At 70.9% G+C, this 12,564-nt stretch carries 9 protein-coding genes; 7 read left to right on the top strand and 2 right to left on the bottom strand.

The genetic code is table 11. The features are described 5' to 3' along the window. Nucleotides 1–111: 111 nt before the first annotated feature. A complete protein-coding gene (gene meaB / locus ACH4S7_RS17515) occupies nucleotides 112–1,110 on the bottom strand; it encodes a methylmalonyl Co-A mutase-associated GTPase MeaB (protein ID WP_398522075.1) in 999 nt (332 codons plus the stop codon). A gap of 154 nt (nucleotides 1,111–1,264) precedes the next feature. Further along, nucleotides 1,265–2,470, bottom strand: coding sequence for an acetyl-CoA C-acetyltransferase (locus ACH4S7_RS17510; RefSeq protein ID WP_398522074.1), 1,206 nt, complete (start codon nucleotides 2,468–2,470; stop codon nucleotides 1,265–1,267). Nucleotides 2,471–2,625: 155 nt separating this feature from the next. On the opposite strand from ACH4S7_RS17510, the gene mce reads away from it, so the two are divergent. The 7 genes from mce (at nucleotide 2,626) to ACH4S7_RS17475 (ending at nucleotide 12,515) form a co-directional block, all read left to right on the top strand. After that, nucleotides 2,626–3,054: a methylmalonyl-CoA epimerase gene (gene mce, locus ACH4S7_RS17505; protein WP_398522073.1), complete on the top strand. Its 429-nt coding sequence runs from the start codon at nucleotides 2,626–2,628 to the stop codon at nucleotides 3,052–3,054. A 168-nt stretch (nucleotides 3,055–3,222) separates the two neighbouring features. Next, complete coding sequence (gene scy, locus ACH4S7_RS17500; protein WP_398522072.1) at nucleotides 3,223–7,290, top strand: polarized growth protein Scy; 4,068 nt, start codon at nucleotides 3,223–3,225, stop codon at nucleotides 7,288–7,290. Nucleotides 7,291–7,425: 135 nt separating this feature from the next. Next, nucleotides 7,426–8,364: a cellulose-binding protein gene (locus ACH4S7_RS17495; protein ID WP_398522071.1), complete on the top strand. Its 939-nt coding sequence runs from the start codon at nucleotides 7,426–7,428 to the stop codon at nucleotides 8,362–8,364. 115 nt (nucleotides 8,365–8,479) lie between these two features. Continuing rightward, the gene (locus tag ACH4S7_RS17490) at nucleotides 8,480–9,463 is read left to right on the top strand and encodes an ABC transporter ATP-binding protein (protein ID WP_398522070.1); all 984 of its coding nucleotides are present in this window, start codon (nucleotides 8,480–8,482) and stop codon (nucleotides 9,461–9,463) included. A 3-nt stretch (nucleotides 9,464–9,466) separates the two neighbouring features. Beyond that, on the top strand, nucleotides 9,467–10,246 hold the full coding sequence (locus ACH4S7_RS17485) for an ABC transporter permease (RefSeq protein WP_398522069.1): 780 nt from the start codon (nucleotides 9,467–9,469) through the stop codon (nucleotides 10,244–10,246). Between the two features lie 335 nt (nucleotides 10,247–10,581). Continuing rightward, complete coding sequence (locus ACH4S7_RS17480; protein ID WP_398522068.1) at nucleotides 10,582–11,694, top strand: ABC transporter ATP-binding protein; 1,113 nt, start codon at nucleotides 10,582–10,584, stop codon at nucleotides 11,692–11,694. Next, a complete protein-coding gene (locus ACH4S7_RS17475) occupies nucleotides 11,691–12,515 on the top strand; it encodes an ABC transporter permease subunit (protein WP_398522067.1) in 825 nt (274 codons plus the stop codon). The genes ACH4S7_RS17480 and ACH4S7_RS17475 overlap by 4 nt, the downstream gene beginning before the upstream one ends. The last annotated feature ends 49 nt before the right edge of the window (nucleotides 12,516–12,564 follow it).

Genomic DNA, 12,564 nt, shown 5'->3' with positions numbered 1-12,564 from the left:
CCCCCGGACGAAGTCTGGGGGAGTTTGAGGACACGCCCGCAGGGTGTGCGCGACAGCCGACGCACGGATCGGAAGCGACCACCCACGCAGACACACGCAGACACCCGCACGCTAACCGCGAGACCCGGGCCCCCCGGGCCCGCTCGGCCCGCTCGGCCCGTCCGTCAACCCCGCCACCAGCTCATCCGCCGCCCGGTACGGATCCAGCTCGCCCGCCACGATGCGCCGCGCCAGCGCCCCCAGGCGGCGGTCGCCGTGGAGGTCGCCGATGCGCTGGCGGAGGGCCGTGACGGCGATCGTCTCGACCTCGCCCGCCGCGCGCCGGGCGCGGCGCTCCGCGAGGACCCCGTGCTCCTCCATCCAGGCGCGGTGCTTCTCCAACGCCTCGACGACGTCGTCCGTGCCCTCGCCCCGCGACGCCACCGTCCGCACGATCGGGGGTCGCCAGTCGCCGGGGGCGCGGGCCTCGCCGAGGCCGAGCATGTGGTTCAGCTCGCGGGCCGTCGCGTCCGCGCCGTCGCGGTCGGCCTTGTTGACGACGTAGACGTCACCGATCTCCAGGATGCCCGCCTTCGCCGCCTGGATGCCGTCGCCCATACCGGGCGCGAGCAGGACGACCGCCGTATCGGCCTGCGCGGCGATCTCCACCTCGGACTGGCCGACGCCGACCGTCTCCACGAGGATCACGTCACAGCCCGCCGCGTCCAGGACCCGGATGGCCTGGGGGGCCGCCCAGGCGAGCCCGCCCAAGTGGCCCCGGGTGGCCATGGAGCGGATGTAGACGCCCGGGTCGGCGGCGTGCTCCGACATCCGGACCCGGTCGCCGAGCAGCGCGCCGCCGGAGAAGGGCGATGACGGGTCGACGGCCAGCACGCCGACCCGTTTCCCGGCCTTCCGGTACGCCGTGACCAGCGCCGACGTGGACGTGGACTTGCCGACGCCCGGCGAACCGGTCAGGCCCACCACGTACGCCCCTCCGGTCAGTGGGGCGAGCGCCGCCATCACCTCGCGCAACTGGGGGGACGCCCCCTCCACCAGGGAGATCAACCGGGCCACGGCCCGGGGCCGGCCCTCTCTCGCCTGGGCGACCAACTGGGGGACGTCCGCCATCTCGCCGCTCCTGCTCCGTCGCCGTCCGTCGGCATTCGTAACCTTCACCGGCGTTCACCGCGCCGGCGTTCATCGACTGTCCTCGACCGTTCCCGATCGACCGAGGTGCTCTCCGCCGGTACGGGAGCGCATCGGCCCCCGTACCGGCGCCCGGTCAACCGTTCGCCGGCACCCGCACGATCAGCGCGTCGCCCTGCCCGCCGCCGCCGCAGAGCGCCGCCGCGCCCACGCCACCACCCCGGCGCCGCAGCTCCAGCGCCAGGTGGAGGACGACCCGCGCGCCGGACATGCCGATGGGGTGGCCGAGCGCGATGGCGCCACCGTTGACGTTCACCTTTTCCGGGGATACTCCCAGATCCCGCATGGACTGCACGGCGACGGCGGCGAACGCCTCATTGATCTCGATCAGGTCGAGGTCATCGACGCCGATGCCCTCCTTGCCCAGCGCGTGCCGGATCGCGTTGGACGGCTGGGACTGGAGGGAGTTGTCGGGGCCGGCCACATTCCCGTGCGCGCCGATCTCGGCGAGCCACTCCAGGCCCAGCTCCTCGGCCTTCGCCCGGCTCATCACCACGACCGCCGCGGCACCGTCGGAGATCTGCGACGACGAGCCCGCGGTGATCGTGCCGTCCTTGGCGAACGCGGGCCGCAGCCGGGCGAGTGACTCGGCCGTGGTCTCGGCCCGGATGCCCTCGTCCTGGGCGAAGACCACCGGCTCGCCCTTGCGCTGCGGGATCTCCACGGGGGTGATCTCCGCTTCGAAGAGACCGTTCTTCTGGGCGGCGGCGGCCCGCTGGTGGGAGCGGGCGGCGATCTCGTCCTGCTCGGTCCGGGCGATGCCGAGCCGGGTGTTGTGCTTCTCGGTGGACTCGCCCATGGCGATGTTCTCGTAGGCGTCGGTGAGCCCGTCGTACGCCATGGAGTCGAGCATCTCGACCGCGCCGTACTTGTACCCCTCGCGCGTCTTCGGCAGCAGATGCGGCGCGTTGGTCATCGACTCCTGGCCGCCGGCGACGACGATGTCGAACTCGCCCGCGCGGATCAACTGATCGGCCAGGGCGATGGCGTCGAGCCCGGAGAGGCAGACCTTGTTGATGGTGAGCCCGGGGACGTGCATCGGGATGCCGGCCTTGACGGCGGCCTGGCGGGCGGGGATCTGACCGGCGCCCGCGGTGAGCACCTGACCCATGATCACGTACTGCACCTGGTCGGGTCCGATGCCCGCGCGGTCGAGCGCGGCCTTGATCGCGAATCCGCCGAGATCGGCGCCGGAGAAGGACTTCAGCGAGCCGAGGAGCCGTCCCATGGGCGTCCTGGCCCCCGCGACGATCACCGAGGTGGTACCGGTCGTTCCTGACATGAGAGACGATCCCCTTCCAGCTCTGCGGCTGAGGAGTGAACGATGGTTTACCTGTCCTCCCAAATGTACTGAGCGGTACGGTCCGGGGTCACCGGTGCGCGAGTGTGATCGCGCGCACCTTGCGCGAGGGTCGCCCGGGGCGCTGCACTGGGGGGATGTTGACGCGAATCGACCACATCGGGATCGCCTGCTTCGACCTCGACGCCACCGTCGAGTTCTACCGGGCCACCTACGGCTTCGAGGTCTTCCACACAGAGGTGAACGAGGAGCAGGGCGTCCGGGAGGCGATGCTCAAGATCAATGAGACGTCCGACGGGGGCGCCTCCTACCTCCAGCTACTGGAGTCGATCCGCGAGGACTCGGCCGTCGGAAAGTGGCTGGCCAAGAACGGTGAGGGGGTTCATCACATCGCCTTCGGCACCGAGGACGTCGACGGGGACGCGGAATCGATCCGTGAGAAGGGGGTACGCGTCCTCTACGACAAGCCGAGGACCGGTTCGATGGGGTCGCGGATCACCTTCCTGCACCCCAAGGACTGCCACGGCGTCCTCACCGAACTCGTCACCTCCACAACGGAGCACTGACCTCCGGTTTCCCGGCCCGGTAGAGTGGGCAATTCCGGGCCGGGGCCGGGTCGGGGCCGCACCGCGTCCTCTCATAGAGATCTGTCACCATTCCCCGGGGGACTGTTCGCCGGGCGAACGGTGCTCGTGCGGAGTCAGTTGCGACCAGGGGACGGATGGGACCGCGCAGTGCGGGGCTACGAACACCAGGAGAGCCACCGAGCTGACGACGACCACCTCTCGCGGTTCGAAGCCGAGATGGACCGGCTGAAGACCGAGCGGGAGAAGGCCGTCCAGCATGCCGAGGACCTCGGCTACCAGGTCGAGGTATTGCGCGCCAAGCTTCATGAAGCGCGCCGCAACCTCGCCTCCCGCCCCGCGTACGACAGCGCCGACCTCGGCTACCAGACCGAGCAGATGCTCCGTAACGCGCAGGTCCAGGCCGATCAGATGCGGGTCGACGCCGAGCGCGAACTGCGCGAGGCCCGCGCCCAGACCCAGCGGATCCTCCAGGAGCACGCCGAGCACCAGGCCCGGCTCCAGGCCGAGCTGCACGCCGAGGCCAATCAGCGCCGCCAGCGCCTCGACCAGGAGCTGGCCGAACGCCGCCACACCGTCGAGGCGCACGTCAACGAGAACGTGGCCTGGGCCGAGCAGCTCCGCGCCCGTACCGAATCGCAGGCCCGCCGACTCCTCGACGAATCCCGCGCCGAGGCCGAACAGTCCCTGGCGAAGGCCCGCGCCGAGGCCACCCGGGTCGCCGAGGAGGCCCGCCAGCGGCTCGGCTCCGAGGCGGCCTCCGCCCGCGCCGAGGCCGAGTCGATCCTGCTGCGCGCCCGCAAGGACGCCGAGCGGATGCTCGCCGCCGCGTCCAGCCAGGCCCAGGAGGCGACCACCCACGCCGAGCGGCTGCGCTCCACCACCACCGCCGAGTCCGACCAGACCCGCCAGCAGGCCGCCGAACTGAGCCGCGCCGCCGAACGGCAGATCCAGGAGGCTCAGGAGCGGCTCCGCGAGGCCCGCGCCGAGTCCGAGAAGCTGGTCACCGAGGCGAAGGACGCCGCCGCCAAGCAGGCGGCGACCGCCGAATCCGTCAATGAGCAGCGCACCCGTACCGCCAAGGCGGAGATCGCCCGGCTGGTCGGCGAGGCCACCACCGAGTCCGAGGCGCTGAAGGCGGAGGCCGAGCAACTCCTGGAGGACGCCCGCGCCGAGGCGGAGAAGCAGCTCGCGACCGCCGCGGAGAAGGCCCGTACGGTCGCGGCGGAGGATTCGGCCGCCCAGCTCGCCAAGGCGGCCCGCGCCGCCGAGGAGATCCTCACGAAGGCGTCCGACGACGCCCGGGAGACCACCCGCAAGGCCGGCGAGGAGGCCGAGCGGATCCGCGGCGAGGCCGACGCGGAGGCCGATCGGCTGCGCGGCCAGGCCGCCGAGCAGGCGGACCAGCTCAAGGGCGCCGCCAAGGACGACACCAAGGAGTACCGCGCCAAGACCGTCGAACTCCAGGAGGAGGCACGGCGGCTGCGCGGCGAGGCGGAGCAACTGCGGTCGGAGGCGGTCGCCGAGGGCGAGCGGATCCGCGGCGAGGCCCGGCGCGAGGCCGTGCAGCAGATCGAGGAGGCGGCCAGGACCGCCGAGGAGTTGCTCACCGAGGCCCGTACGGACTCCGACGAACTCCGCTCGACGGCGGGCGCCGACAGCGAGCGGGTCCGTACCGAGGCGATCGACCGCGCCACCGCCCTGCGTAAGCAGGCCGAGGAGACGCTGGAGCGCACCCGCGCCGAGGCCGAGCGGCTGCGCACCGAGGCGGAGGAGCAGGCGGAGAGCGTCAGGACCGCCGCCGAAGAGGCCGCCGCCGAGCTGCGCGTGGAGGCGGAGCGGGGGGTGGCGTCCCGTCAGGAGGAGGCCGCCGCCGAGCTGTCCCGGCTCCAGGGCGAGGCCGAGGCCCGGCTCACCACCGCCGGGGAGACCCTCACCGACGCCCGCGCGGCGAGCGAGCGGATCCGCCAGGAGGCCGCCGAGGAGACCGAACGACTGCGCGCCGAGGCGGCCGAGCGACTGCGCACGCTCCAGGCACAGGCCGAGCAGGAGGCCGACCGGCTGCGCACCGAGGCCGCGTCGGACGCGGCGACGGCCCGCGCCGAGGCGGAGAATGTCGCGGTACGGCTGCGGAGCGACGCGGCGGCCGAGGCCGAGCGGCTGACGACCGAGGCGCGGGAGACCGCGGACCGGCTGCGTGCCGAAGCCGCCGCCGCCGCCGACCGGGTGGCCGCGGAGGCCGCGGAGGCGCTCGCCGCCGCCCAGGAGGAGGCGGTACGCCGCCGCCGCGAGGCCGAGAGCATTCTGGAGGCCGCGCGCGGCGAGGCCGACCAGGAGCGCGAGCAGGCCCGGGAGCAGAGCGAGGAGTTGCTGGCGTCCGCCCGTACCCGGGTGGAGGAGGCACAGGCCGAGGCGCGGCGGCTGGTCGAGGAGGCCGACGGGCGCGCCGCCGAGATGGTGGCCGCGGCCGAGCAGACCGCCAAGCAGGTACGGGACTCGGTCGCCGGGCTGCACGAGCAGGCCGAGGAGGAGATCACCGGTCTGCGTTCGGCGGCCGAGCACGCCGCGGAGCGCACCCGCTCGGAGGCGCAGGAGGAGGCGGACCGGGTCCGCTCCGACGCGCACGCCGAGCGGGAGCGGGCTGCGGAGGACGTGGCCGGCCTGCGGGCCAGGGCGGTGGAGGAGACCGAGGCGGCGAACGCGCTCGCCGAACGGACCGTCACCGACGCCATCGCGGAGTCGGACCGGCTGCGTTCGGACACCGCGGAGTACGCGCAGCGGATGCGGACGGAGGCGTCGGACGCCGTCGCCTCGGCCGAACAGGACGCCTCCCGCACCCGGGCGGACGCCCGGGACGACGCGAACCGCATCCGGTCGGAGGCCGCCGCGCAGGCGGACCGGCTCATCGGCGAGGCGACGGACGAGGCGGAGCGGGCCAGGGTCGAGAGCGAGCGGATCCTCGACGAGGCACGGCAGGCCGCGGACAAGCGCCGCGCCGACGCCGCCGCCCAGGCCGACCAGCTCGTCGGCGAAGCCAGCGGCGAAGCCGAACGGCTGGTGGGTGACGCGAGCACCGAGGCGGAGCGCCTGGTGATCGAGGGCACCACCGAGGCGGAGCGGCGCGTCGGCGAGGCGACCCGCGAGGCGGAGCGGATCAGGGTCGAGAGCGAGCGGACTCTCGACGAGGCACGGCAGGCCGCGGACAAGCGCCGCGCCGACGCCGCCGCCCAGGCCGACCAGCTCGTCGGCGAAGCCAGCGGCGAAGCCGAACGGCTGCGCGCCGAGGCCGCGGAGACGGTGGGATCGGCGCAGCGGGCGGCCGACCGGATCAGGGCCGAGGCCCAGCAGCTCAAGGCGGATGCCGAGGCGGCGGCCGAGCGGACGCTCGCCGACGCGCGGGAGGCGGCCGACCGGACCGTGGACGAGGCCCGGGAGGCGGCGGCCAAATCGCGCGGCGACGCCGCCGAGCAGGCGGACCAGCTCATGAACAAGGCCCAGGAGGAGGCGCTCCGGGCGGCTCTGGAGGCCGAGGAGCAGGCGGACATGATGGTCGGCGCGGCCCGCAAGGAGGCCGAGCGGCTCGTCGCCGATGCGACGGTCGAGGGCAACTCCCTGGTGGAGAAGGCCCGTACGGACGCCGATGAGCTGCTCGTCGGTGCCCGCCGCGACTCGACGGCCATAAGGGAGCGGGTCGAGGAGCTGCGTACCCGCGTCGAGGGCGAGGTCGAGGAGCTGCACGAGCGGGCCCGCCGCGAGACCTCCGAGCAGATGAGGACGGCGGGCGAGCGGGTCGATCAGCTCATCAAGGCCGCGACCGAGCAGCGCGAGGAGGCGGCGGCCACAGCGAAGGAGCTGATGTCCGACACGGCGTCGGAGGCGGCCGGGGTGCGGATCGCCGCGGTCAAGAAGGCGGAGGGACTCCTCAAGGAGGCCGAGCTGAAGAAGGCCGGACTGATCCGCGAGGGCGAGCAGTTGCGGGCCGAGGCGGAGGCCGAGGCCGAGCGTCTGGTCGGCGACGGGCAGCGCGAGTTGGACATACTGACGCGACGCCGGCAGGACATCCAGACGGAGATCTCCCGGGTCCAGGACGTACTGGAAGCGCTGGAGTCGTTCGAGGCACCCGGTGGCGGCGGCAAGCCGTCCGGAGGGCAGAGTGGTGTCAAGGCCGGTGCGGCGGCGGGGGTTACCCGATCGAGTGGCAAGTCGTCCGAGAGCTGAGAACCCGAAGAGAGGCCCTGACAACCCGAAAGGCTGGACATTCTCCAGATCAAACCGACATCCACACGATGACACGCCGTCCCGGCCCCTAGGATTCCCTCTATCACCTCACCGGTCTCATTCGACAGGAACCCCATGAGCGACACATCCTCCCCCTTCGGCTTCGAGCTCGTGCGGCGTGGTTACGACCGCGGCCAGGTGGACGACCGCATCACCAAGCTCGCTGCCGACCGTGATAGTGCTCTGGCCCGCATCACCTCGCTGGAAAAGCGCATCGAGGAGTTGCATCTGGAGACGCAGAACGCCCAGGCCCAGGTGTCCGACGCGGAGCCGTCGTACGCCGGTCTCGGCGCCCGCGTCGAGAAGATCCTCCGCCTCGCCGAGGAGGAGGCGAAGGACCTGCGCGAAGAGGCCCGTCGCGCCGCCGAACAGCACCGCGAGCTGGCCGAGTCGGCCGCCCAGCAGGTGCGCAACGACGCGGAGTCGTTCGCGTCCGAGCGCAAGGCGAAGGCCGAGGACGACGGTGTCCGCATCGTCGAGAAGGCGAAGGGCGACGCCACCCAACTGCGCACCGAGGCGCAGAAGGACGCGCAGTCCAAGCGGGAGGAGGCTGACGCGCTCTTCGAGGAGACGCGCGCCAAGGCCGCTCAGGCCGCCGCCGACTTCGAGACGAATCTCGCCAAGCGGCGTGAGCAGTCGGAGCGGGATCTGGCCTCGCGTCAGGCGAAGGCCGAGAAGCGTCTTGCGGAGATCGAGCACCGTGCCGAGCAGTTGCGGCTGGAGGCCGAGAAGCTGCGTACGGACGCGGAGCGCCGGGCGCGTCAGACGGTGGAGACCGCGCAGCGGCAGGCCGAGGACATCGTGGCCGACGCCAATGCCAAGGCGGACCGCATCCGCAGCGAGTCGGAGCGCGAGTTGGCGGCGCTCACCAACCGCCGCGACTCGATCAACGCGCAGCTGACCAACGTCCGCGAGATGCTGGCCACCCTGACCGGTGCCGCCGTGGCCGCCGCCGGCTCCCCCGCCGACGACGAGCCGATCTCGCGTGGTGTCCCGGCGCAGCAGTCGCGTTGAAGACGTCCTGGTAATCCTTTAGAGGGTTACCGCGAGCCGTCAACTCGGCGAAAAAGCGATACGCCCCCCGGCGCGCAAGTGGCGGGGGGCTTTTCGTTCCCGATACCGTGGCCGCATGATCGAGCTTGAGGGCCTCACCAAACGCTTCGGCACCAAGGTCGCTGTCGACCATCTCTCTTTTCAGGTAAAGCCGGGGGTGGTGACCGGCTTCCTCGGTCCCAATGGCGCCGGCAAGTCGACGACGATGCGGATGATGCTCGATCTCGACAATCCGACCAGCGGCGACATCCGCATCGACGGCAAGCGCTACCGCGAGCTGTCCGAACCCCTGAAGTACATCGGTGCGTTGCTGGACGCCAAGGCCATGAACGGCGGGCGGACCGCGTACAACAACCTCCTCTGTCTGGCACAGGCCAACAGGATCCCCTCCTCCCGGGTGGACGAGGTCCTGGACACCGTGGGTCTGACCGCGGTGGCGAAGAAGAAGTCGAAGGGCTTCTCGCTGGGCATGGGGCAGCGGCTGGGAATCGCCTCGGCACTGCTCGGTGACCCCGAGATCCTGATGTTCGACGAACCGGTCAACGGCCTTGACCCCGAGGGAATTCACTGGATCCGCAATCTGATGAAGACGCTCGCCGGGGAAGGGCGCACCATCTTCGTCTCGTCCCACTTGATGAGCGAAATGGCGCTCACCGCCGACCATTTGATCGTGATCGGCCAGGGCCGTCTTCTCGCGGACACATCGATGGCCACATTCATTCACGAAAACTCCCGAAGTTATGTACGTCTTCGCTCCACGGAGCAGGAGCGGCTGAGGGATGTGCTGCACAATGCCGGTTTTGCCACGATCGAATCGGAGGGTGGCGCGCTGGAGATCGATGGCGCCACCACGGAGCGGCTCGGCGAGCTGGCCGCCGAGAACCGGATCACCCTGCACGAGCTGAGCGCCCAGCGCGCCTCGCTGGAGGAAGCCTTCATGCAGATGACGGCCGGCTCGGTGGAGTACCACGCGCGCACCACGACCGAGGGCCCGGTACCACCCGCCCGCCCGGCGGACGCCGACTGGGGCCAGAGCTACCAGAACAGCAAGGGAGCCTGACCCATGGCTTCAGTACCCGCGGTCCTTCAGTCCGAGTGGACCAAGATCCGTACGGTCTCGTCGACGAGCTGGGCCCTGGCCTCGGCTTTCATTGTCACGGTCGCGATGAGCGCCGCGCTCTGCGCGCTGATGAACTCGACGTTCGACGACCTCTCCAAGGAGGAACAGCTCACCTTCGACCCGACCCTCATGAGCTTCGGAGGGATGATTCTCGGCCAATTGGCGATGGTCGTCTTCGGTGTGCTGGTCGTCGGCACGGAGTACAGCTCCGGCATGATCCGCACCTCGCTCGCCGCCGTACCGCAGCGGGCGACCTTCATCTTCAGCAAGATGGCGGTCGCGACGGGCCTGGCGCTCATCGTCGGTGTCGCCACCGGCTTCGTCTCCTTCTATCTCGGTCAGGCGCTGCTCGGTGAGCACAGCGCGTCGATCGGTGACCCCAACGTCCTGCGCGCGGTGATCGGCGCGGGTGTCTACATGGCGCTGATCGCCCTGTTCTCGATGGCCGTGGCGACGATGCTGCGCAGCTCGATGCTGTCGCTGGGCGTGCTGATGCCGTTCTTCTTCCTGATCTCGCAGATCCTCGCCTCGGTGCCGAAGGCGAAGGAGGTAGCGAAGTACTTCCCCGACCAGGCGGGCGGCAAGATCATGCAGGTCGTCCCGAACGCCCTGGACACCGCGAAGGCGCCGTACGGTCCGTACGCGGGTCTCGGCATCATGGTCGCCTGGGTCGTCGTGGCGATGATCGGCGGCTATCTGGTCCTGAAGAAGCGGGACGCGTAACACCTGTCCGTCGTAGGAAAGTGGCCCCCCTCAGCCCTTGGGTTGGTGGGGGCCACTGCCATGCCGGGCGACCCTCACACACTGGGCGACGCACACCGGGCGACACTTACGCACTGGGCGGCGCGGCCAGAAGTGGTTTCACACCCTCCCCAATGGTCACTCCGAGCAACCGAAACCCCATAGGACACTCCAGAACCACACCCTCCGTAATCGTCATGGAATCGTTAGCAAGTAAAGGGAACTCCAGTGCGCCGGATACCCTCTTAGTGCTTACGGGGGCGTACGGCCGGGCATCGGCCTGTGCCCCGACGATCGAAAGTCGATGGGGCTGGAGAATGATCGAGGCAGTCGGCCTGACAAAGCGCTACGGCGCCAAGACGGCCGTGGACAACCTTTCCTTCCATGTGCGGCCCGGCGCCGTCACCGGGTTCCTCGGCCCCAACGGCGCAGGCAAATCCACCACCATGCGCATGATCCTGGGGCTGGACACTCCGACCGCCGGCACGGTGACCATCGGCGGCAGCCCCTTCCGGCAGGTGCCGAACGCACCCCGCCAGGTCGGCGCGCTGCTGGACGCCAAGGCGGTGCACGGCGGTCGCAGCGCACGCAATCACCTCCTGTCGCTGGCACAGCTCTCCGGCATCCCGGCCCGACGGGTCGACGAGGTGCTCGGTGTCGTCGGTCTCCAGGACGTCGCCAAGAAGCGCTCCAAGGGCTACTCCCTCGGTATGGGCCAGCGGCTGGGGATCGCGGCCGCCCTGCTCGGCGACCCGCAGGTGCTGCTCTTCGACGAACCGGTCAACGGTCTCGACCCCGAGGGCATCCTCTGGGTCCGCAATCTGATGAAGACGCTCGCGGCCGAGGGCCGGACGGTATTCGTCTCCTCGCACCTCATGAGCGAGATGGCCCTCACCGCCGACCATCTGATCGTGATCGGGCGCGGCCGGCTGCTCTCGGACATGGGCGTCCAGGACTTCATCTCCGCCAACTCCGCGGACTTCGCCCGGGTGCGCACCCCCGCGACCGAGCCGGAGCAGCGCGAGAAGCTGACCGCCGCGCTCAGCGAGGCCGGCGCCCAGGTCATGTCGGAGCCGGACGGGGCGCTGCGGGTGATGGGTCTGCCGCTGCCACGGATCAGCGATCTGGCGCACTCCGCCGACGTACGCCTGTGGGAGCTCTCGCCGCACCGGGCGTCGCTGGAGGAGGCGTATATGCGGATGACACAGGGCGCGGTGGACTACCGCTCGACGGCCGACGAGAAGGCGGGACTGATGGAGGCGCCGCAGCCCGGGTACGGGCAGCCGCCGCAGCCGCCGATCCCCGTGGAGGTGCCGCAGCAGGGCTGGTACGCCCCGCCGCCGCCCGCCCCGGGGGAGAACCCGTACGCCGCTCCCCCGGCCCCGGCCGCCGCCCCCGCCGACCTGACCAAGTCCGAGGACCCCCGATGACCACTCCCTACCGGCAGGGCCCGCCCCCCGCCTCGTACGCCTCCCCGATCCCCGTCCGCAGGGCACACCTCGGGGACGCGCTCGCCTCCGAGTGGACGAAGATCCGTTCGGTGCGGTCGACGATCTGGACGCTCGCCGTGATGGCGCTGCTGCTGATCGGCATCGGTGTGGTCATCGCCCTCGCCGTCTCCTCGTCCGACGCGGAGCTGGAGGGCCAGCCGATCCTGTCGCTCGGGTTCTTCGGCGTGCTGCTCGGCAGCATCTGTGTGATCACCCTGGGCGTGCTGACCATCGCGTCCGAGTACAGCACCGGAATGATCCGGACCACGCTGACCGCCTGCCCCAGCCGGGGACGGGTACTGACCGCCAAGGCGATCGTGTACTTCGCGCTCGTCTTCACCACCACCCTCGTCCTGACGACGCTGGTGGCCGTGGTGCAGGTGTCGATCGTGGACCAGGGCTCGCCCAGTGGCGAGGAATGGGTGCGTTCGACGCTCGGCGCCAGCCTGTACCTCGCCCTCCTGGGGCTGCTGTCGCTGGCCGTCGGCTCGCTGGTCCGGCACTCGGCGGGCGCGATCACCATCATGATCGGTGTGGTGCTGCTGCCGCTCGTCCTGGCGATGTTCATGTTCACCGAGTCGCTGACGGGGCTGCGCGACACGCTGCTGGAGTACTCCATCCCCAGCCAGCTCGGTGTCATCTACGACAACGGCGTGGTCAGCTCGGGCCCGCAGGGCTGGGACCCGGTGTGGATCATCGCGGGGGTTACGGCCGCCGCGCTGGCAGGTGCGTACGCGGTGCTCAACAAGCGCGACGTCTGACCAACCGCTAGGTCTGACCAACCACGTCGTACGGCCGGGGCCCGCCCCG

The sequence above is a fragment of the Streptomyces sp. NPDC020965 genome (assembly GCF_044333555.1).
GTDB lineage: Bacteria > Actinomycetota > Actinomycetes > Streptomycetales > Streptomycetaceae > Streptomyces.
This window is presented reverse-complemented; position numbering and strand designations above follow the sequence as displayed.

What these genes read in the sequence shown, in the direction of transcription:
- meaB (WP_398522075.1), bottom strand. Translation starts at nt 1,110, where the DNA reads ATGGCGGACGTCCCCCAGTTGGTCGCCCAGGCGAGAGAGGGCCGGCCC.
- ACH4S7_RS17510 (WP_398522074.1), bottom strand. Translation starts at nt 2,470, where the DNA reads ATGTCAGGAACGACCGGTACCACCTCGGTGATCGTCGCGGGGGCCAGG.
- mce (WP_398522073.1), top strand. Translation starts at nt 2,626, where the DNA reads ATGTTGACGCGAATCGACCACATCGGGATCGCCTGCTTCGACCTCGAC.
- ACH4S7_RS17495 (WP_398522071.1), top strand. Translation starts at nt 7,426, where the DNA reads ATGAGCGACACATCCTCCCCCTTCGGCTTCGAGCTCGTGCGGCGTGGT.
- ACH4S7_RS17490 (WP_398522070.1), top strand. Translation starts at nt 8,480, where the DNA reads ATGATCGAGCTTGAGGGCCTCACCAAACGCTTCGGCACCAAGGTCGCT.
- ACH4S7_RS17485 (WP_398522069.1), top strand. Translation starts at nt 9,467, where the DNA reads ATGGCTTCAGTACCCGCGGTCCTTCAGTCCGAGTGGACCAAGATCCGT.
- ACH4S7_RS17480 (WP_398522068.1), top strand. Translation starts at nt 10,582, where the DNA reads ATGATCGAGGCAGTCGGCCTGACAAAGCGCTACGGCGCCAAGACGGCC.
- ACH4S7_RS17475 (WP_398522067.1), top strand. Translation starts at nt 11,691, where the DNA reads ATGACCACTCCCTACCGGCAGGGCCCGCCCCCCGCCTCGTACGCCTCC.